The 20,235-nt window shown below is 66.2% G+C and carries 16 protein-coding genes; 6 read left to right on the forward strand and 10 right to left on the reverse strand.

The genetic code is table 11. The features are described from left to right. The first annotated feature begins 78 nt into the window (after positions 1 to 78). Positions 79 to 1,026, forward strand: coding sequence for a 2,3,4,5-tetrahydropyridine-2,6-dicarboxylate N-succinyltransferase (gene dapD, locus ABUA28_RS00230; RefSeq protein WP_349901728.1), 948 nt, complete (start codon positions 79 to 81; stop codon positions 1,024 to 1,026). 190 nt (positions 1,027 to 1,216) lie between these two features. Continuing rightward, positions 1,217 to 2,083 (forward strand): DUF559 domain-containing protein, encoded by an 867-nt coding sequence (locus ABUA28_RS00235; RefSeq protein ID WP_349901729.1) that lies wholly within the window; start codon positions 1,217 to 1,219, stop codon positions 2,081 to 2,083. A gap of 164 nt (positions 2,084 to 2,247) precedes the next feature. Here the strand turns inward: ABUA28_RS00235 and ABUA28_RS00240 are convergent, their stop codons facing one another. From ABUA28_RS00240 to ABUA28_RS00255, 4 genes are read right to left on the reverse strand one after another with little or no spacing between them, the layout of a single operon-like run. Next, entirely contained in the window at positions 2,248 to 3,534 is a 1,287-nt protein-coding gene (locus ABUA28_RS00240; protein ID WP_349901730.1) for a citrate synthase, read from the reverse strand. A gap of 57 nt (positions 3,535 to 3,591) precedes the next feature. Beyond that, entirely contained in the window at positions 3,592 to 4,698 is a 1,107-nt protein-coding gene (dapC, locus tag ABUA28_RS00245; protein ID WP_349901731.1) for a succinyldiaminopimelate transaminase, read from the reverse strand. A 6-nt stretch (positions 4,699 to 4,704) separates the two neighbouring features. Next, positions 4,705 to 5,022: a ferredoxin gene (gene fdxA, locus ABUA28_RS00250; protein ID WP_349901732.1), complete on the reverse strand. Its 318-nt coding sequence runs from the start codon at positions 5,020 to 5,022 to the stop codon at positions 4,705 to 4,707. Continuing rightward, a complete protein-coding gene (locus tag ABUA28_RS00255) occupies positions 5,019 to 6,248 on the reverse strand; it encodes a PIG-L family deacetylase (RefSeq protein ID WP_349901733.1) in 1,230 nt (409 codons plus the stop codon). The genes fdxA and ABUA28_RS00255 overlap by 4 nt, the downstream gene beginning before the upstream one ends. Positions 6,249 to 6,357: 109 nt before the next feature. On the opposite strand from ABUA28_RS00255, the gene efeU reads away from it, so the two are divergent. Genes efeU through efeB form a run of 3 tightly spaced genes read left to right on the forward strand, consistent with a single transcriptional unit; the run spans position 6,358 to position 9,763 of the window. Next, complete coding sequence (gene efeU, locus ABUA28_RS00260) at positions 6,358 to 7,248, forward strand: iron uptake transporter permease EfeU (RefSeq protein ID WP_349901734.1); 891 nt, start codon at positions 6,358 to 6,360, stop codon at positions 7,246 to 7,248. Then, a complete protein-coding gene (efeO, locus tag ABUA28_RS00265) occupies positions 7,245 to 8,435 on the forward strand; it encodes an iron uptake system protein EfeO (RefSeq protein WP_349901735.1) in 1,191 nt (396 codons plus the stop codon). Before efeU ends, efeO begins: the two co-directional genes overlap by 4 nt. Next, positions 8,432 to 9,763, forward strand: a complete 1,332-nt coding sequence (efeB, locus tag ABUA28_RS00270; RefSeq protein WP_349901736.1) for an iron uptake transporter deferrochelatase/peroxidase subunit — start codon at positions 8,432 to 8,434, stop codon at positions 9,761 to 9,763. The genes efeO and efeB overlap by 4 nt, the downstream gene beginning before the upstream one ends. A gap of 82 nt (positions 9,764 to 9,845) precedes the next feature. On the opposite strand, the gene ABUA28_RS00275 is transcribed toward efeB, so the two are convergent. The 4 genes from ABUA28_RS00275 to ABUA28_RS00290 form a co-directional block, all read right to left on the reverse strand. Then, positions 9,846 to 10,970: a carboxypeptidase-like regulatory domain-containing protein gene (locus ABUA28_RS00275; RefSeq protein ID WP_349901737.1), complete on the reverse strand. Its 1,125-nt coding sequence runs from the start codon at positions 10,968 to 10,970 to the stop codon at positions 9,846 to 9,848. Between the two features lie 135 nt (positions 10,971 to 11,105). Further along, a complete protein-coding gene (typA, locus tag ABUA28_RS00280) occupies positions 11,106 to 13,025 on the reverse strand; it encodes a translational GTPase TypA (protein ID WP_349901738.1) in 1,920 nt (639 codons plus the stop codon). Between the two features lie 116 nt (positions 13,026 to 13,141). Further along, positions 13,142 to 14,944 carry an ABC transporter family substrate-binding protein gene (locus ABUA28_RS00285; protein ID WP_349901739.1) on the reverse strand — a complete coding sequence of 601 codons (1,803 nt, stop codon included), beginning with the start codon at positions 14,942 to 14,944 and terminating at the stop codon, positions 13,142 to 13,144. Between the two features lie 54 nt (positions 14,945 to 14,998). After that, the gene (locus tag ABUA28_RS00290; RefSeq protein ID WP_349901740.1) at positions 14,999 to 16,795 is read right to left on the reverse strand and encodes an ABC transporter ATP-binding protein; all 1,797 of its coding nucleotides are present in this window, start codon (positions 16,793 to 16,795) and stop codon (positions 14,999 to 15,001) included. A gap of 68 nt (positions 16,796 to 16,863) precedes the next feature. Here ABUA28_RS00290 and ABUA28_RS00295 point away from each other — a divergent pair, with 68 nt between their 5' ends. After that, positions 16,864 to 17,490 (forward strand): PH domain-containing protein, encoded by a 627-nt coding sequence (locus tag ABUA28_RS00295; protein WP_349901741.1) that lies wholly within the window; start codon positions 16,864 to 16,866, stop codon positions 17,488 to 17,490. Positions 17,491 to 17,513: 23 nt separating this feature from the next. Here ABUA28_RS00295 and ABUA28_RS00300 read toward each other — a convergent pair whose 3' ends face one another. Both ABUA28_RS00300 and ABUA28_RS00305 read right to left on the reverse strand, forming a co-directional pair. Further along, positions 17,514 to 18,593, reverse strand: a complete 1,080-nt coding sequence (locus ABUA28_RS00300) for an ABC transporter permease (RefSeq protein WP_349901742.1) — start codon at positions 18,591 to 18,593, stop codon at positions 17,514 to 17,516. Further along, entirely contained in the window at positions 18,593 to 20,131 is a 1,539-nt protein-coding gene (locus ABUA28_RS00305; protein WP_349901743.1) for an ABC transporter permease, read from the reverse strand. Before ABUA28_RS00305 ends, ABUA28_RS00300 begins: the two co-directional genes overlap by 1 nt. Positions 20,132 to 20,235 lie beyond the last annotated feature (104 nt).

Genomic DNA, 20,235 nt, shown 5'->3' on the forward strand with positions numbered 1-20,235 from the left:
GGGTGCACGCGTGACTCCCCACAGCGCACTCGGTACGCTGCGCACTCGATACGCTGTGCACTCGGTAATCTTGGGCGTATGACCGAACGCACAGCCTGGGGCTACGGCCTCGCGACCATCGCCGCAGACGGAACCGTGCTCGACACGTGGTTCCCTTCCCCCGCACTCGGTGCGCTCCCGGCCGGTCGCGATCCGCACATCGCCCCGCGCGAGCTCGAGGTGCTCCTCGGTGCGGATGAGCGGCGAAACGTGCGCGTCGACTTCGTCACGGTCACGATCGACCTGGATGCCGCGCCGGAATCCACCTCCGACGTCTACCTGCGCCTGCACCTGCTCAGCCACCTGCTCGTGAGGCCGAACGAACTCAACCTCGACGGGATCTTCAGTCACCTGGCCATCGTCGCCTGGACCACGGCCGGCCCCATGCTCCCGGCCGACTACTCCCGCCTTCGGCCCTCGCTGCAGCGCGCGGGCATCTCGGCGCACGGCATCGACAAGTTCCCGCGCCTGGTGGACTACGTCATCCCGGAGCGCGTGCGCATCGCCGACGCGTCACGGGTTCGCCTCGGCGCGCACCTCGCACCCGGAACGACCGTCATGCACGAGGGCTTCGTGAACTACAACGCCGGAACACTGGGGGCGTCCATGGTCGAGGGGCGCATCTCGCAGGGTGTCGTGGTCGGTGACGGCTCGGACATCGGCGGCGGCGCATCCATCATGGGCACGCTCAGCGGCGGCGGCAAGCAGCGCATCTCCATCGGCGAGCGCGCCCTCCTCGGTGCGAACTCGGGCATCGGCATCTCGATCGGCGACGACTCGGTCGTGGAGGCCGGCCTCTACGTCACCGCCGGAACCAAGGTCGTCGTGCTCGGCACCACCACCCCGGATGGCGCGCCCCGCACGGTCAAGGCGGAACAGCTCTCCGGCGTGCCCGGCCTGCTGTTCCGGCGCAACTCGGTCACCGGAGCCGTCGAGGTACTCCCCCGCTCCGGCGGGATCGCCCTCAACGCGGCCCTCCACGCCTGACGCATTCCCGGCATTCCGGAGTCACCCGCCTTCGCCCAAATGAAGGAGTGGAGCGCTCCCAAACCACGCCGCGCACGTCATTCCGGGCTAGATTTTGCTCCTCTCCTTCATTTGGGCGAGAAGTGCGAGGTTGTCCACAGATCGGTGAAAGCAACCTCGACGAGCACAGCCGATCAGCCAGCATCGACGCGTGACCCTCGAAGATGACATCGCGAACCTCGGCGGGCTCGCCGCGACGCACCAGCTCCACGCAGCCGGATGGAGCAAGCACGCCCTGACCGCGGCTGTCGCCGCTGGTGCGATCATCCGCGTGCGGCAGGGCTGGTATTGTCTGCCGAGCACGCCCGATCCCGACCAACAGGCTGCTCGGGTCGGTGGGCGGCTGAGCTGCACGTCCGGAGCGCAGCGGCACGGATTATCCGTCCGATCGAGTTCCACGCTCCACGTCGCGGTCACACCGAACGCGGCACGACTCCGCAGCAGGTCAGACAAGAGCGTGCGGCTTGCGAGTCTGCCATCGTCGGACGTGACGGTGCACTGGAGTGATGCCGACGCATCCGGAAGCGCCTTCTGCCTTGGTGTGCGCCAGTGCCTGGCCGAGATGGCGCTGTGTCAGAGCCCGGAGTGGGTGGTGGCCGCAGTCGATTCCGCGCTGCGCTTGCACCAGATCACCATGCGCGAATGGCTGGAGATCATCGCCGGGCTTCCCGAACGCCTCGGGATCCTGCTGGCCGAGGCGGACATCCTCTCGGAATCAATCACCGAATCGGTCACGCGATTCCGGCTTCATCGAATCGGCATCATTCCACGCCTGCAGGTGAAGATCCCGCGCGTCGGACGCGTGGACATGCTCATCGGCACCAGGCTCGTGATCGAGGTCGACGGCTATGCATACCACGCCGACCCGGAAAGATTCGAAGCGGATCGTCGTCGGGATGCTCGGCTGAGCGCCCTTGGCTACCGAGTCTTGCGCTTCAGCTACAAGCAGGTCATGCACCACTGGTCGGAGGTGCGCGCAGCAGTAGCCGCCGCCATGGACCGCGGCGATCACAACTAAGTGCCGACGACATCCTGTCGCCCCACTGTCTGACCGCCCAAATGAAGGAGTTGCGAAAGAACTTCCCCGCGTTTGCGGGACTGACCCGGCGTGGGAGCGCTCCACTCCTTCATTTGGGCGAAAGACGACGCGCGGGAGGTTGGTGCGACGGATGGGCGCGGGTGCTAGCGGGGCCAGGCGCGGGCCGGGGAGCCTACATAGAGCTGCTGGGGGCGGCCGATGCGGGTGGTCGGGTCCGCGTTCATCTCGCGCCACTGGGCGATCCAGCCTGGCAGGCGGCCGATCGCGAACAGCACCGTGAACATCCGCGTGGGGAAGCCCATCGCCTTGTAGATCACACCCGTGTAGAAGTCCACGTTCGGGTAGAGCTTGCGCTCGATGAAGTAGTCGTCCGCGAGCGCGACGGCCTCGAGCTCCTTGGCGATGTCGAGCAGGTCGTCACGAACGCCGAGGGCCCCCAGCACCTCGTCCGCGCTCTCCTTGACGAGTTTGGCGCGCGGGTCGAAGTTCTTGTACACCCGGTGGCCGAAGCCCATCAGGCGGATACCGTCTTCCTTGTTCTTGACCCGCTCGACGAACTTCTCGACGGACTCGCCCGACTCCTTGATCTGGCCGAGCATCGTGAGCACGGCCTCGTTGGCACCGCCGTGCAGCGGCCCGTAGAGGGCATTGATGCCGGCGGACACCGAGGCGAACATGTTGGCCTCGGTCGAGCCGACGAGGCGCACCGTGGACGTCGATGCGTTCTGCTCATGGTCCTCATGCAGGATGAGCAGTCGCTCGAGCGCGGTGGAGAGGACGGGATTGACCTCGTACGGCTCCGCCATCGTGCCGAAGTTCAGCTTGAGGAAATTGTCGACGAAACTGAGGTTGTTGTCTGGATAGAGAAACGCCTGCCCGAGGCTCTTCTTGTGCGCGTAGGCCGCGATCACGGGCAGCTTCGCCAGCAGCCGGATGGTCGAGAACTCGATCTGCTCCGGGTCGTGAACACTCAGCGAATCCTCGTAGAAGGTCGACAGCGCGGAGACAGCGCTCGAGAGCACGGACATCGGATGCGCGTCGTGCGGCAGCGCGTCGAAGAAGCGACGCAGGTCTTCGTGCAGCAGTGTGTGCCTGCGCACTCGCTCCTCGAAGGCGGCGAGTTCGTTCGCGGTCGGCAACTCACCGTAGATGAGCAGCCAGGCGACCTCGAGGTAGGTGGAATTGGCCGCGACATCCTCGATCGCGTAGCCCCGATAGCGCAGAATGCCCTTGTCGCCGTCGATGAAGGTGATCGCGCTCCTGGTCGGTGAGGTGTTCACAAAGCCGAGATCCAGCGCGGTGTAACCGGTCATCTTGGTGAAGTTAGTGATGTCGATACTCGACGATCCATCCACACTTCTGACGATGGGAAACTCGGCACTCCCGCCGGGGAAATGTAGTGTGGCCTTCTCGGCAGCGGCGTCGTTCACCCCTACAGCCTAATTGCACCCACCGTCGACAGTCACATTCACCAACGACAGCGCGATTTACTTGGAGAAATCAGCCAAGCGTTCCGCGGCCGCCGCGATGCGTTCATCCGTCGCCGTGAGCGCGAATCGCACGTGATCGGATGCCGCATCCCCGTAGAAGGACCCGGGCGCCACGAGAATGCCGATCTCCGCGAGCGCGGCCACGGTTGTCCACGGGTCGCCGTCACCCCGGGTCGCCCAGAGATACAGGCCCGCCTCGCTGTGATCGATGCGAAAGCCCGCACCCGTCAGCGCGGCAAAGAGCGTCTCCCGGCGGGCCCGATAGCGTTCCCGCTGCGCCGAGACGTGCTCGTGATCGGCCAGTGCGGCGATCATGGCGGCCTGCACGGGGGCTGGCGGAATGAGTCCGGCGTGCTTGCGCACCTCGAGTAGCTGCCCGACGATCGTGCTGCACCCCGCGACGAAACCCGCGCGATAGCCCGCGAGGTTCGACTGCTTGCTCAGGGAGTAGACCGAGAGCACCGAGCTGCGATCGTCACCGATGACGCGAGGATCGAGGATCGACGGCGTCGGCTCATCCGGCTGCCCCGCCCAGTTGAGCTCTGCGTAACACTCGTCGCTCGCGATGACGGCACCGAGTTCACGAGCCCGGGCGACCGCGGTGCGAAGCTCGTCGATCGACAGCACCCGGCCATCCGGATTCCCCGGGCTGTTGAGCCAGACGAGCCGCGTGCCCTCGGGCCACTCGGCCGGGTCATCGCTCGCGACGACGGATGCCCGTGCCAGCGCCGCCCCGATAGCATACGTCGGGTAGGCGACCGCCGGGTGCACGACCGTGTCTCCCTCTCTGAGCCCGAGCATGAACGGCAACCACGCCACGAGTTCCTTGGACCCGATGGTGGGCATCACGTTCGCGGTGCCGAGGCTTACTCCCCTGCGCCTGGAGTACCACTCGACGATCGCCTCGCGCAGAGCGGGAGATCCCGCCGTGAGCGGGTAGGAGTGCGCGTCGGTCGCGGCGACCAGTGCCCCCCGGATCGGACCGGGCGTCGGGTCGACAGGCGAGCCGACGGAGAGGTCGACGATGCCGCCCGGGTGCGTCCTGGCCCGCTCAGCGAACGGGACGAGTGAGTCCCAGGGAAAGTCGGGAAGCGTGAGGGCCATGCGCGGTCATGCCTGCGGTGGAAGTGCTGCCACGAGCGGGTGGTCCTTCGGGATGACGCCGGTCTTGGCCGCGCCCCCGGGTGACCCGAGATCCTCGAAGAACTCCACGTTCGCCTTGTAGTAGTCGGCCCACTGGCCGGGGGTGTCGTCTTCGTAGAAGATCGCCTCGACCGGGCACACCGGCTCGCACGCGCCACAGTCGACGCACTCGTCGGGGTGGATGTAGAGCATCCGCGCGCCCTCATAGATGCAGTCGACGGGGCATTCGTCGACGCAGGCGCGGTCCTTCACGTCTACGCAGGGTTCGGCGATGATGTACGTCACTGCTGGGTGAATCCCTTCGTTGTCGCGGCGCTGTCCATCGTATCCCGGGGCACGCGGCTCGGAGTCCGCGAGGCGAGCGCCGAGAGATTCGGCCACACCAGCACGAGGGCGACGATCATCGCGGCGCCGTAACTCCACACGTATCCCGCGAGATTCGCAGGCACGAGCACGGAGCCCCCCGGCCCGCCGACCGTGAGCACGGCGACGGCAAGCAGGATGCCGAGGCCGGCCGCGAGAGCGACGACCCGGCTCACGAACACGAGCCGCAACCCCACCATGAGCGCGGCGACGAGGACGAGCGCCACGGTCACGCCGCTCGGCAGGCGCGCGTCGCCCACCGAGAGCACGAGTTGGTGATTGACGGTGCCGATGCCGCCGAGCGCGATGCCGACGAGGCCGGCCAGCGCGCAGGCGATGATCCTGGCGGGGGTTCCGAGGTCCCTCCAGGCGTAAGAGTCTGTGACGTGCGAGGTCTCCTGCCGGTACCGCTCGGAGCGGGCAATCTCGCGGAACGGTCCGCTCGAGAGCGCGAAGCGATCGCCCTCGACCGTGACCTGCGTTCTGTGCGCGCGGAGGGCATCCGCGGTGCGCCCGAATACCGGCGCGGTGTCCACCACGATGTCGTCCGGGCCCCGCGTGCCATCGGCCTGCACGGCATAGAACGGCACGCCCATCACCTCGGCCGCGCGCCTGGCCGCGTCGTGCGCCCTGATGTGGTCAGGATGCCCGTAGCCACCGTGCGCGTCGTAGCTGACGACTCCCGTCGCCCCCACGGCCCGGATCACGCTCGCGACGTCCGCCGCGACCTCGCCGAGCGGTGCCGCGCTGAGCGACGCAGGGTCGAGCGCGTCGAGAGCCTCCGCACCATCCGCGCCCCACTGCATCCCCGAGTCGAGGTAGCGGCGAGGCTCCTGGCCCGCGAGGCGTGCGCCCGGCTCGCCCAGGAACCGCTGGTCGGTCACACCGAGCACGCGCATGGCCTCGGCGAGTTCGCCCTCGCGGTAGGCGGCGAGCGCCGGCCCGTCACCCTCGAGGTGTTTGAGCTCGGGAGGAATCACCTCGCCGCGCTCACCGCGCGTGCAGGTGAGCACAGTTAGACCGACTCCCGCGTCGACGAGCATCCCGATTGTGCCGCCCGTGGCGATCGTCTCGTCATCCGGATGCGCGTGCACGAACAGCAGGTGCGCCCGGCCTGCCTGCGGCCGTCCCGCGCTCTCGTCTTCCACAGTGGACAGAATAATGTGCCGCACTGTAGGGTCGGTTTGTAAGGTTAGCCTTACCAATAGAAGTAACGCCTTACCACTCTCCCGAGCTCCCACTCAGCGAAAGACTCCTGTGCTCGCAAACCTTCTGATCGGCCTGCGCGAAGGTCTCGAAGCGGCCCTGGTCGTCGGCATCCTGGTCGCCTACGTCATCAAGATCGATCGCCGCGACGTGCTCGCGCGCATCTGGCTCGGTGTCGGGCTCGCCGTGCTGCTCTCCCTCGGTCTCGGCGCCCTCCTGACCTTCGGCGCCTACGGCCTGAGTTTCGAGGCGCAGGAGCTGATCGGCGGCAGCATGTCCATCGTCGCCGCCGCATTTGTCACCTGGATGATCTTCTGGATGCTGAAGACGTCACGATCACTCAGCTCACAGCTGCGCGGTGACGTCGATCGTCACCTCAGCGCCGCGGGCTGGGGCCTCGTCCTGGTTGCCTTCCTGGCCGTCGGCCGCGAGGGAATCGAGACCGCACTCTTCATCTGGGCCGCCGTGCAGGCAACCGGCGCGACCACTCTCCCGCTGCTCGGTGCCGCGATCGGAATCGTGCTCGCGGTGGTGCTGGGCTGGCTCATCTACCGCGGGATCATCGGCATCAACCTGTCCAAGTTCTTCGCGTACACCGGGATCTTCCTCATCATCCTCGCGGGCGGTGTGCTTGCCTACGGCGTGCACGACCTGCAGGAGTCGGGCGTGCTTCCCGGGCTCAACTCTCTCGCTTTCGACGTCAGCGCGGTCATCCCACCAGACAGCTGGTACGGCACCCTGCTGAAGGGCACCATTAACTTCTCCCCGGCCACGACCTGGCTCCAGGCGATCGTCTGGTGTGCGTACGTCATCCCGGTGATGACGATCTTCGTTCGCGCCCTGCGCGGCCACGGCACGAAGCCCGGGGCCGCAGCGGAGGCAACAGACACCGCCACGACCGCTGCCTCTGAAGGGCAACTGACAGCTGAAGGAAACCGATGAACCAGCGCACCACCCGCCTCGGCCTCCTGGTCGCGGCGAGCGCCGCAGCCCTGCTCGCCCTCACGGCGTGCGTGCCGAACTCGACCACGACGTCCCCCTCGTCATCCACGACGAAACTGACCGTGAACAGCAGCGCAGCGGCCTGCGCTGTGTCGGCTGATAAAGCACCGAGCGGCGCGATCTCCTTCACCGTCACGAACTCCTCCGACAAGGTCACGGAGTTCTACCTGCTGGGCGCGGACGGCTTGCGCGTCGTGGGTGAGGTCGAGAACGTCACCCCGGGGGTGAAGCGCACCCTCACCGTGCAGCTCCAGCCGGGCAACTACTTCACCGTCTGTAAGCCGGGCATGGTCGGCGACGGAGTCGGGCGCGCGGCGTTCACGGTCACCGATTCAGGCACGAGCATCACACCCGCCGGTGACCTCACCGCCCAGACCACGCTCGCCGCGAAGAACTACGTTGCATATGTGAAGGACCAGGTCGCCCAGCTCGTTCCGTCCAACCAGGCATTCCTTGCGGCCTACCTCGTGGGAGACGACGCGAAGGCCCGTTCCCTGTACGCGAGCACGCGCGCGTACTACGAGCGCATCGAACCCGTCGCGGAATCCTTCGGGCACCTCGACCCCGAACTCGACTTCCGCGAGGCGGATGTCGCGGAGGGTGATGAGTGGACCGGATGGCACCGCATCGAGAAGGATCTCTGGCCGCCGGCGGGTGTCGGCTACGTCGCCCTGACGCCGGACCAGCGCACGTACTACGCGGACAAGCTCAGCACCAACGTGGACCAGCTCCACGCGGCTGTGAACTCCCCCGACTACGCGGTGTCGATTGACGCGATCAGTAACGGCGCGATCGGCCTGCTCGATGAGGTCGCCTCCGGAAAGATCACGGGCGAAGAGGAGATCTGGTCACACACCGACCTCTGGGACTTCCAGGCCAATCTCGAGGGTGCCCGCGTCGCCTATGAGGGTGTTCGCGACATCGCCAGGGCCAGGAACCCCTCGCTCGTGAAGACCATCGACGCCCGCTTCGCAGCGCTGGAGAAGCAGCTCGCGGGCTACGGCAGCCTCACCACCGGCTTCACCTATTACAACCAGCTCACGACGGCCCAGATCAAGAGCCTTGCCGATGGCGTGAACGCGCTCAGCGAGCCCCTCAGCAGACTCACCGCGACGCTCGTCAAATGAGCGCAGACACGCCCGAATCAGACGCGCGGGGTTCGGGCGCACCGGGTGACGCTGCGGAAGAGTCGAGACAGCACGGGCTGTCCCGGCGCGGACTGCTCGGCCTCGCCGGCGCGGGCGTGGTCGGAGCGGGAATCGGGATCGGCGTGGACCGTTTCGTGCTGCCCCATGCCACGGCGACGTCCGGAGTCGCGGCACGCTATCCCTTCTACGGCGAGCACCAGGCGGGCATAACCACGGCGGCACAGGACCGAATGCACTTCGCCAGCTACGATGTCGCAGACATCGACCGGGGCGAGCTGATCAGCCTCCTGAAGGACTGGACCTCCGCGGCCGCACGGATGACCCAGGGCCGCGAAGTGGGCCCGGACGGCGCCGTGGGCGGCCCACTCGACGCTCCCCCGGACGACACCGGCGAGGCCCTCGACCTTCCCGCGGCGGGACTCACCATCACCTTCGGCTTCGGCCCGACGCTCTTCACCTCGAACGACGGCACGGACCGCTTCGGACTCGCGGGCAAGCGCCCCGCGGCGCTGATCGACCTTCCACACTTCGCAGGCGATGACCTGCAGGACGAGCTCGTCGGCGGTGACCTCTGCATCCAGGCCTGCAGCAACGACCCCCAGGTGGCCGTGCACGCCATCCGCAATCTCTCCAGGATCGCGTTCGGGAGGGCATCCATCCGCTGGTCGCAGCTGGGGTTCGGTCGTACATCGTCGACGACCCGCGATCAGGTCACCGCGCGCAACCTGTTCGGTTTCAAGGACGGCACGGCCAATGTGAAGGCCGAGGACTCGAGCGAGGTCGACGAGCACGTCTGGGTCCCCGATGGGGATTCCGCTCCGTGGATGACCGGCGGCTCCTACCTCGTGGCCCGCAAGATCCGGATGACGATCGAGACCTGGGATCGCGCGTCACTGCGCGAGCAGGAGCGCATCTTCGGTCGCGAGAAGGGCACGGGGGCCCCGCTGACCGGCGGCGGCGAGTTCACCGAGCCCAACTTCTCGGAGCGGCGCACGGATGGAACACTCGTCATGGATCCGGCATCGCACGTGCGCCTGGCGCACCCGAAGCAGAACAAGGGTGCGGTGATCCTGCGCCGCGGTTACAACTTCGTCGAGGGCAACGACGACCTCGGGCGCCTCAATGCCGGGCTGTTCTTCCTCGCCTTCCAGCGGGACCCGCGCACCCAGTTCGTACGGATCCAGGAGTCCCTCGCCGGGCACGACGCGATGAACGAGTACACCCGTCACATCGGCTCAGCGATCTTCGCCGTTCCGCCGGGTGCCCGCAAGGGCGACTACGTCGGAGCGACCCTGTTCGAAGACTGATCGACAGCCGGCGGGCGGTCCCGTGGATCGAACGAAGGGGCGCGACCGGATGGTCACGCCCCCTCGCTGGCACGGTATCGGACTAGATCTTGTGTCCGATACGGCGGCGAGCGATCAGGAGGCCGGCTCCGAGCAGCAGCAGCAGAGATGCCACCGCGATCGCTGGGGCCGGGTTGCCTGCGCCCGTCGACGCCAGAGCGGCCGAGAGCGCAACCGTGACGCTCTGTACCGCGCCGGAGGTCTGTCCCGTGACGACCAGCGTGTGGGTGCCGGCGGCCAGCGTTGCCAGCACAGCCTTGCTCAGGGTGATCTGGGCAACGCCATTGACGACGGGGAAGGTGCCGACCAGTGTGGGCGTCGAGTAGATGTATACATCGACGTACGAGTCCGCCGCGGCCCAGCCGAGGTTTGCCGTGTGGTTCGCGCCAGGGTCAAGCGGACCGGCCGGAAGACCAGCGGATGTCTGGGCAGCGGGCGTTGAGCCGTTGGCCGCGAGGTACCCGGCGAGGTCCGTCGGACCAGCAGCAGTCGGCTTCTTCGGGGCGGACGCGGCCGTTGCGAGGCTTGTCGACACGGTGGTCGGACCGTAACCCGCGAGGGTCCCGGTCACCCTGACCGAGATCCAGCGTCCCACGACGGCGTCGGCCACGGTGTAGGTGGACGTCGCCACGTTGAGCGAGTCACCGCTCTGGCCTGTGCTGTATCCCCAATCGTAGGTGAACGTGGTGCCGGCGGGCCATCCGGCAGGTACCGCCGTCAACACCTCTCCGACAACCGGGGTTCCGGTGATCGCAACGGTTCCGGCAGGGAGAACAGGCAGCATACTCGCGGTTGGAGCAGTCACATCGGCACCGGCGACGGTGACATCGACAGTCGCGGCCGAGTAACCATCGCGGCTGAACTCGATCGTGTAGTCACCATCGGGAAAGGTCTGATCAGAAGCGAAGGAGTATGAACCGTTGCCGAGGGACTTCGTGGCGTACTTGCTGCCAGTGATATCGCCTATATCCATGAAACTGATCGACACGTCGACATCGGCCAGGGGGGCACCGCCTGACGCCTCCACGGACCCGGTGATCGAGTAACGATCGCCCGGAGCGGCCTGGGCGGCCGTCGCGCCGAAGAGCGAGGCACCGGCGATCAGTGCGGCGGTCAGTCCGAGCGCTGCCGCCCGAGCCAATCCGGATTTTTTGGTGGATGAATTCACGTTGCTACTACCCCGTTCTCATGGAAATGAACACAGGAGTAGCGTCACTTCGCCGTATGCCAGAACCTGGCCTCGGCCGATTCCCCACACCCCCTGCTGACGAAACACTACAGTATCTAGCGTTTAATCGGGCGATTACTCGTTCTGCTTCTTGAGTCGCGCCGTCTTGCGCGCGCGGGCATTCGAATCCAGCTCGACCTTGCGGATACGCACGAACTCCGGCGTCACCTCGACGCACTCGTCTTCGCGGGCGAACTCGAGGCACTCCTCGAGTGTGAGCCTGCGCGACGGCGTCATGCGTTCGAAGGTGTCCGAGGTGGACTGGCGCATGTTGGTGAGCTGCTTCTCCTTGGTGATGTTCACGTCCATGTCATCGGCGCGCGAGTTCTCACCGACGACCATGCCCTCGTAGACCTCCTGGGTGGGCTCGACGAAGAACGACATGCGCTCCTGCAGGGCGACCATGGCGAACGGGGTGGCGACACCGGCGCGGTCGGCGACGATCGATCCGTTCGTACGCGTGGTGATCTCCCCCGCCCAGGCCTCGTAGCCGTGCGAGACGGCGTTCGCGATGCCCGCTCCCCGGGTGATGGTGAGGAACTCGGTGCGGAAGCCGATGAGCCCGCGGGAGGGAACGACGAACTCCATGCGCACCCAGCCGGTGCCGTGGTTGCTCATGCCCTCCAGGCGGCCCTTGCGGGCGGCGAGCAGCTGCGTGATGGCACCGAGATACTCCTCAGGGGCATCCACGGTGAGGTGCTCGAACGGCTCGTGCACCTTGCCGTTCACCTGCTTGACGACCACCTGCGGCTTGCCGACAGTGAGTTCGAATCCTTCGCGACGCATCTGCTCGACCAGGATGGCGAGAGCGAGTTCTCCACGCCCCTGCACCTCCCAGGCATCCGGACGCCCGATGTCGACGAGCTTGATCGAGACGTTGCCGACGAGCTCGCGGTCGAGACGGTCCTTGACCATGCGGGCGGTGAGCTTGTGACCCTTGATCTTGCCGATCAGCGGACTCGTGTTGGTGCCGATGGTCATCGAGATCGCCGGGTCGTCGACCGTGATGGTCGGCAGCGGTCGAACATCGTTGGGATCGGCGAGGGTCTCGCCGATGGTGATGTCCTCGAAGCCCGCAACGGCGACGATGTCGCCAGGGCCCGCGGTGTCCGTCGGGAAGCGATCGAGCGCCTTGGTGATGAGCAGCTCGGTCACGCGCACGTTGTGCACGCTGCCGTCGTGCTTGACCCAGGCGACCGTCTGACCCTTCTTGATGTGCCCGTTGTAGATGCGCAGCAGGGCGAGACGGCCCAGGAAGGGCGAGGCGTCGAGGTTGGTGACGTGCGCCTGCAGCGGAGCCTCGTCGTCGTAGCTCGGGGCCGGGATGTGCTTGATGATCGCCTCGAACAACGGTTCGAGATCGTCGTTGTCCGGCAGCTCGCCGTTGCCCGGCTTGTTCCAGCTCGCGGCACCGTTGCGGCCCGAGGCATAGACGACCGGCACGTCGAGGATCGCGTCGAGGTCGAGGTCGGGATGCTCGTCCGCCATATCGCTTGCAAGGCCGAGGAGCAGGTCCTGGCTTTCCACCACGACCTCGTCGATGCGGGCATCCGGGCGGTCGGTCTTGTTCACGAGAAGGATGACCGGAAGGCTCGCCTCGAGCGCCTTACGAAGCACGAAACGGGTCTGCGGCAGCGGGCCCTCGCTCGCATCAACGAGCAGGACGACGCCGTCGACCATGCTGAGGCCGCGCTCGACCTCTCCGCCGAAGTCGGCGTGGCCGGGGGTGTCGATCACGTTGATCGTCACGGCACCGCTGTTGCCCTGGTCGCCTGCGTGAAGCCCGGAGTAGGACACGGCCGTGTTCTTGGCCAGGATCGTGATGCCCTTTTCGCGCTCGAGGTCGTTGGTGTCCATCGCGCGCTCTTCGAGGTGCGCGTGCGCAGCGAAGGAGTTGGTCTGCCGCAGCATCGCGTCGACGAGCGTGGTCTTGCCGTGGTCGACGTGTGCGACGATCGCCACATTACGCAAATCGGTGCGGGTGGCAATTGCCATAGCTGTACGTCCTTAATGAACAGGCTCGAAAAATTGGGGCCTGGGAAGAAATGAGGGGGAAGGCAGGCTCACGTTCGCGGAACCCGCGCCGACAAGTCTACCGCGATAGCACTGTTTTACTTTTTTTGCCCGGCTTTAACGGGCTTCCAGGCCCACAGATTCCACAGCACGCCGGGTGGGAGCGGAGACGTCGACACGCCGGAGACCGTGTGCCGGAACGCCGTGACCGTGGGGAATTGGTAGAGCGGAACGCCGTAGGCATCCGTCCACACCTGCGTGTCGAGTTTGGTGAGCAGCTCCTTCTGCCTGGCCGCGTCGGTGCTGGATCCGAGCTGGTCGAGCAGCGTATCGGCCTTCGGGTCTGCGTAATAGTTGTGGTTTGTCGCGGTGGCACCCGATCCGAAGATCGCCGCAGTGCCAGTGATCGCCAGGGTGGATGGCCGCAGCGCGTAGAGTGCGGCGTCATAGGCTCGTGGCGCCCCCAGCAGCGCACGCCAGTCCGGACTGGAGCAGTCCGTCACCACGAACCCCGCGAGCGCCGCGGACCTCTGGATGAGGCCGAACTCCGCTACTCTGCGCGGATTCGACGGGTCGAACAGGATGCAGACCTGCGGACCTGCGACTTTGGCTTTCGCCAGCAACGCCCTGGCCTCGCTCACGTCGACCCGCGCGTAGCCGGCTGATCCGTTGACCTTGACGGCCCGTGCGTAGCCATCCGAACCGGGCAGGAACACCTGCGAAGAGCGCAATCGCGCATCCTTCTGAAGTGGCTTGATGAGCTCGTCGAGGATCTGCTGACGCGGGACGACCTTGAGGAAGGCCTCGCGCACGAGCTGGTTCGCGAAGACGTTGCTGCGCCCGTGCTCGAACTGCAGGTCGAGATGCTCGTACGCCCCGTCGAAACCCGATCGAACCGTGATGCCCTGCGCGCCGTCCAGGGCGCTGAGCACGTCTGCGCCCGCCTGGGGCGCGATCACATCGACCTCTCCGGAGGTCAGCGCGCGCACCTCGGCCAGCGGATCGGAGATGAACCTGATCGTGACCTTCTCGAAACGGGGCTGGTGGTCGCCGACGTAGTGCGGGTTGGCCGTGAGCGTCGCGTGGTCGTTGGCTACGAGCCCGGTGAGCGTGTACGGACCGGTGCCGACGACGAGCTCGTGGTCCTTGGGCATGCTCGTGAAGTTGAACCCGGTGTTCCAGAACCGCGAGATCTTCGCCAGTTGGGAGGTGTTGTCGCTCGTGATCGCCTTGACCAGCGCATCTTTCGCCTTCTGATGGCTCGTGATCCCGAGTGCCTTGCCCGCGACGACGTGAGCGGGAAGCCCGACTCCGAAGACGAGTCTCCAGTCGACGAAGTACTTGTCGTAGCTGAGGGTGAGCGAGCGCCCGCCGTCGCCGATCGTCGGGGTCTTCGTGACCAGCTGCAGGCCATTGCCGCTGAAGCCATCGAAGTAGACGACGTCTTTCGGGAACGAGCTCGTGAACTTTCCGGTGTCCTGGTCGACATATGTGCTCGCATCGAAGCCCTTGGTGTTCAAGGAGCCGGAGTTGGCCGCCCATGCAAGCAGGAGGTCCGCCGCGTCAACGGGCGTTCCATCCGACCAGGTCACGCCGCTCCTGATGGTGTATTTCACCGTGAACGGGTCGTGCGAGAGCACCTGGTAGCTGCCGAAGGAGGCGTCGGTGACAAGCTTCGGAACGTCGTCGTAGTAGTTGAACTGCGAGTTCGTCGCCGCGACGATGCTGCTGTTCGCCGCGGAGTTGCCGTACGAGGTCTTCGGGTTGTAGGAGTAGAACGACTGGCTCGCCGCAACCGTGATCGAGGTGCCCTCGACGAGCACGGGAGCCGAGCATCCGGTGAGCGTCAGGGCAAGGACCACCAGGCACGCCAGTACCGATCCGACTCTTCTGGAGCTCATGCACTACTTCCCGCTCGTGGACAGGAAACCAGCCTATGCGAGCCGCGCGAGCGACTAGAGTCCGTCGGAGCCTGCTGCCAGGATCTTCGCCCTCAACTCTCGGCGTTCGCGCTGCACCTCCGGGTCTGGAAGCGGCACTGCAGCGATCAGCCGCTGGGTGTACGGCTCCTGCGGATGACGCAGGATCTCGTCTCTCGTGCCCACTTCCACGAGCTTGCCGAGATGCATCACGGCGATCCGATCAGCGAGCACGTCGACCACGGCGAGGTCGTGGGTGATGAACAGGCAGGCGAAGTTGAGATCACCCTGCAGGCCCTTCAGCAGTTCGAGCACCGTCGCCTGCACCGAGACATCGAGGGCGGATGTCGGCTCGTCCGCGATGAGCAGCGATGGCTTGAGCGCGAGAGCCCTGGCAATGCCGACCCTCTGCTTCTGCCCACCCGAGAGCTCGTGCGGGAACCGTGTGCGGTAGTTCCGAGGCAGCTCCACGGCATCGAGCAGGTCCTCGATCGCGCGCACGAGCTGCTGCCCCTTGGCCTTACCGGCGAGAAGGAGCGGCTCACCGATGCTCATGCCGATGGACATCCTCGGATTGAGGGACGACGACGGATCCTGGAAGACGATTCCGGCCTTCTTGTGCACCTCCCGCACATGCCGCCTGGTGGCGTTCGTGAGATCAGTACCGACGACGTTCAGTGTTCCGGAGGTGATCGGCAGCAGGCCGATCGCGGCCCGCCCGAGCGTCGTCTTCCCCGAGCCGGATTCGCCGACGAGGCCGACGACCTCGCCCTCGTGGATCTGCAGGTCGACGTGGTCGATGGCGCGGAACGCCTTGACCCGGCCGCGACCGGGGTATTCGACCACGACATCCCTGAAGTCGAGCACCGCGGGCACCGACGCGAGCTGCTTCTCCGCCTCGGATCTCGCCTCGATGGCGATGCGCTCGTTCTCCGCGATGCGCTCGCGCAGCTCCTCGCCCGCGGCGCTGCCGTCTGCCGCGCTCGCGAGCATCGCGGTCACGTCGACGTCGTCGCCGTCGGATCCCTGCCCGAGGTGCGGCACGGCATCCAGCAGCGCCCTGGTGTATTCGTGCTGCGGATTGTGGAAGATGTCGTGCGTCGACCCGACCTCGACGATCTCGCCCCGCCGCATGACGGCGATGTGGTCGGCGAGGTCTGCCACCACGCCCATGTCGTGGGTGATGAGGAGGATCGCACTGTCGAGCCGGTCGCGCAGGCTGCGCAGCAGGTCGAGGATCTCGGCCTGCACGGTCACGTCGAGCGCCGTGGTGGGCTCGTCGGCGATGAGCAGCCCGGGGTCGCAGGAGATCGACTGGGCGATCATGGCCCGCTGCCGCTGCCCGCCGGAGAGCTGGTGCGGATACGAGTTGAAGGCCTTGAGCGGATCGGGCAGCTCGACCATGCGCAGCAATTCGAGGGCGCGCTCCTTGCCCTCGTGCGGAGAGATTCCGTAGTGCACCCGCAGCGTCTCGATGATCTGGAAGCCGACCGTGAACACGGGGTTCAGCGCGGTCATCGGCTCCTGGAAGATCACGGCGACGTCGTTGCCGCGCACGCCACGCATCTGCGCGGCGGAGATACCGCGCAGCTCACGCCCGTTGAGCTTGATGCTGCCGGTGACCCTGCTGTTCTTCGGCAGCAGGCCGAGAATAGACATCGAGCTCACGCTCTTGCCCGAGCCGGATTCGCCGACGAGCGCCATGACCTCGCCGCGCTTGATCGAGTAGTTGAGCTTGATCGCGGCCGGAACCCACAGGTTGTCGACACCGAAATCGACGCTGAGGTCCGTGACCTGCAGCACCGGGGCGTCGCCGGGTGTCACATCTGCCATGAGTCGGCAATCCTTTCTGAGGTGCAGGTCGGGCCTGCTGAAGCACCGAATGCTGGCACCATGGGTTCATGGCAGATTCCGGGGCGCGAGACGAGACGACCTTCACCTCTCGGTTCAACCGGGTTCTCGCCGTAGTGGTCTGGGCCCTCGCGGTCATCCTGACGGCAATGACGCTCGCCTCTGGCACGACATCCGCCGCGCTCGCGCTCATCCCCTGCGCGTTCTTCTGCCTGCTGGCGTGGACCGCACTGTGGCGCCCCTACGTGCTGGTCGCTGACGTCGGCGTGCGCATCCGCAATGTGCTGCGCACCGTCGAGGTTCCCTGGGCGGCGCTCATCCACGTCGACACGCGCTACGCACTGACGCTGTACACGCCCGGTCACCAGTGGTCCGCGTGGGCCGCTCCCGCGCCAGGGAGGACGGGCACCGGCGTCGCGCGACGGGCGGAGAACCGCGGCAGGGTGGATGCTGCGCCGCGCGTCGACGGACGCGTTCGGCCCGGTGACCTGCTCGCCACCGAGTCCGGACAGGCAGCGCAGATCGTGCGCGACCACTGGGAGAAGCTGCGCGAATCCGGCGCGATCGAGATCGGCATTGCCGAGCAGACGCCCGTGTCGACGCACTGGCACAAGGGGACCAACCTGGCCCTGGTGGTGCTCGCGGCCATCGGCCTCTACGCGCTCATTGCCCTGTAGAACGAGCGTTTCCCACATCCGGGTCATCGTTTGTCACCCCGCGAATCAGGCACGGTGAGTGCCGGGGATGCTCCCGGCGCGGTGGGCTGCTCCTTGGTTCTGCGCACGCTGAACCTGCGCTGCTGCGGGTCGAACGCGTCACGCAGTCCGTCTCCGACGAAGTTCACCATGAGCGCGAGGAGCACGATGAACGCGCCGGGCCACCAGAACAGCCACGGCCGCGTCTGCAGCGCGGACTGGTTCTGACTGACGAGGAGGCCGAGCGAGGAGTCCGGTGCCTTGATGCCGAAACCCAGGTAGCTCAGCGCCGTCTCGAGCAGGATCGCCGAGGCGATCAACAGTGTCGACGCGACGATGATGACGCCGATCGCGTTGGGCAGGATGTGCTTGAAGATGATGCGGGCATCCGACGCCCCCGCGACCCGTGCCGCCTCGACGAACTCACGCTCGCGTAACGACAGGAACTCGCTGCGCACGAGACGCGCGATCACCATCCAGGACACCGCCCCAAGCAGGATGGCCAGGCCGAACGCCCCGAGGCCGCCCGCCGTGCGGCCCACGATGGCGCCGATCACGATCGCGGGGATCACGATGAAGATGTCGGTGATGCGCATGAGCACCGCATCCACCCAGCCGCGGAAGTATCCGGCGACGGCGCCGACGATCACGCCGACCACGGTCGCGAACAGCCCGAGCACGAGCATGACGAGCACGGAGTTCTGGATCCCCCGCATCGTGAGGGCGAAGTAGTCCTTGCCGATGCTGTCCTGGCCGAACGGGTGCTCGCCCAGGTGGATGCCCGAGCCTCCCAACCACTGCGGAATCACCGACAGCGTCGGCGCGCCGTGGTTCAGCTGCGGGTTGAGCTGGGTGTAGCTGTACTTCCACCAGCCGTGGATGGGCCCGATGCCGATGGCCGTGATCGCGAAGATCAGCACGGCGAGGTAGATGATCACCGACGCGACCGCGACCTTGTTGCCCATGAAGCGCCGGAAGATCAGGCGCCCCTGGCTCGTCCCCTTGGACTCCTCACCGGGCACCGGCGTGACTTCCGGCTCAGGAGAGATGTTCGGCTCAAGGGGGTTGCCCTGGATGGTGCTCATCAGTGTGTCCTCACCCTCGGGTCGAGCGCTGCGTAGGCGAGATCGGCCAGGAAGTTGAATGTGATCGCGACGATGGCGACGACGAGGAAGTAGCCCATGATCGGGTTGACGTCGACCCGATAGAGTCCGGCGACGAACAGTGCCCCCATGCCGCTGATGGCGAACACCGTCTCGGTGATCACCGCCCCGCCGAGAAGTGCGCCGACGTCGGTGGCGACGAGCGTCGCGAGCGGAATGAGCACATTGCGGAACGCGTGTCGAACGATCACGGTGCGCTCGGGAAGGCCCTTCGCGCGCGCGGTTCGCACGTAGTCCTGGCTCAGCACGTCGAGCATGCCCGAGCGGGAGTAGCGCGTGTAGCTTGCGAAGCTGATGAGCAGGAGGCTGATGGTCGGCAGGAGCAGGTGGGTGAAACCATCGATACCCTGGATCCACACGCTGCCGACCAGATTGGGAGTCACTGCCCCCACCGTAGCGATCGGGCGTCCGTTGACCTGGTCGAGGTTCAGGTAGGCGGGCCAGGCGCGCATGAATCGATCCAGCAGCACGAGGCCGCCGGAGAGCAGGGCGACCACGGCACCGATCCGCATCGACAGCGACCGGTCGTATCCACCGAGCAGGAAGCCGACGAGGATGCCCACCCCGATCGCGATGAGCGCGAGGAAGACGAGAGTGCCTAACGAGGAGATGGTGAACAGCCACTGGAGGCCGAAGTAGCAGACCATCGCGATTGCGCCGGTGATGATCGCGGTCAGCAATGCCTTGCGATTGTGGATGCCCGCCATGATCGCCGTGGTTCCGTAGGCGATTCCCGCGATGAGAACGAACAGCACGATCGGACCGAGCGAAGGCCTGAGGAACCAGCCCGTGGCCGACAGGTACCAGAGCAGCAGCGAGGTCGCAAGGCCAGACACGGCGAACACGATGAGCCGCCGTCGCCAGACGCCCCCGATGAGGAGCTGCCAGATCGTGCCGATGATGATGCCGATCGCCACGAGCGCTACGGGTCCGATCTTCGGATCGGCGAGGAAGTCATTGAAGCCGAGGGCGATGAACGCCTTGAGCATCACGGCCATCAGGAACGACGGCAGCGAGAAGAGGAAGAAGCTGATGAAGGTGACGCTGTAGTCGAACGCGCTGTACTGGCGCAGTGCCGTGACGATGCCCAGAGCGATGCCCAGCACGACCGCGAGCACGAAGGCGAGGGTGACGAGTTGCAGCGTCGCCGTCATGGCCTGCGGCAGAAGGTCCGTCACCGCCTGGTTGGAGAACGTCGTTCCGAGGTCGCACTGGTTGGCGAACGGGACGATGCACTTGGCGACCCCGCCGAGCCAGAGCACCCAGCGGACGGGAGAGGGCAGATCGAGGTGCTGGGTGTGGACCCTGGCCTCGATCAACGCCTGCCGATTCGGCGAACTGCTGCCGTGGAGATCGGCGAGGGGATCTCCCGAGCTCGCCGCGAGCACGTACATGATGAACGATGCGGCGATCAGGATCAGGATGGAGACGACTATGCGCCTCGCGATGAAACTCACCATAGTTTCGGTTTACCTTTGCGGAACTGTAGCTGACGCCGTTGTCTTCGACACGTGGGCATGCCACGGCGAATCGCTGGGCAACATCCTATGACCGTGGAATTGCC

This window comes from Parafrigoribacterium humi (genome assembly GCF_040227205.1).
Lineage (GTDB): Bacteria > Actinomycetota > Actinomycetes > Actinomycetales > Microbacteriaceae > Parafrigoribacterium_A > Parafrigoribacterium_A humi.

Coding starts and splice junctions, on each gene's coding strand:
- ABUA28_RS00300 (WP_349901742.1), bottom strand. CDS start 18,593: ATGAGCACCATCCAGGGCAACCCCCTTGAGCCGAACATCTCTCCTGAG.
- efeO (WP_349901735.1), top strand. CDS start 7,245: ATGAACCAGCGCACCACCCGCCTCGGCCTCCTGGTCGCGGCGAGCGCC.
- dapC (WP_349901731.1), bottom strand. CDS start 4,698: ATGGCCCTCACGCTTCCCGACTTTCCCTGGGACTCACTCGTCCCGTTC.
- ABUA28_RS00305 (WP_349901743.1), bottom strand. CDS start 20,131: ATGGTGAGTTTCATCGCGAGGCGCATAGTCGTCTCCATCCTGATCCTG.
- dapD (WP_349901728.1), top strand. CDS start 79: ATGACCGAACGCACAGCCTGGGGCTACGGCCTCGCGACCATCGCCGCA.
- ABUA28_RS00285 (WP_349901739.1), bottom strand. CDS start 14,944: ATGAGCTCCAGAAGAGTCGGATCGGTACTGGCGTGCCTGGTGGTCCTT.
- ABUA28_RS00290 (WP_349901740.1), bottom strand. CDS start 16,795: ATGGCAGATGTGACACCCGGCGACGCCCCGGTGCTGCAGGTCACGGAC.
- efeB (WP_349901736.1), top strand. CDS start 8,432: ATGAGCGCAGACACGCCCGAATCAGACGCGCGGGGTTCGGGCGCACCG.
- typA (WP_349901738.1), bottom strand. CDS start 13,025: ATGGCAATTGCCACCCGCACCGATTTGCGTAATGTGGCGATCGTCGCA.
- ABUA28_RS00295 (WP_349901741.1), top strand. CDS start 16,864: ATGGCAGATTCCGGGGCGCGAGACGAGACGACCTTCACCTCTCGGTTC.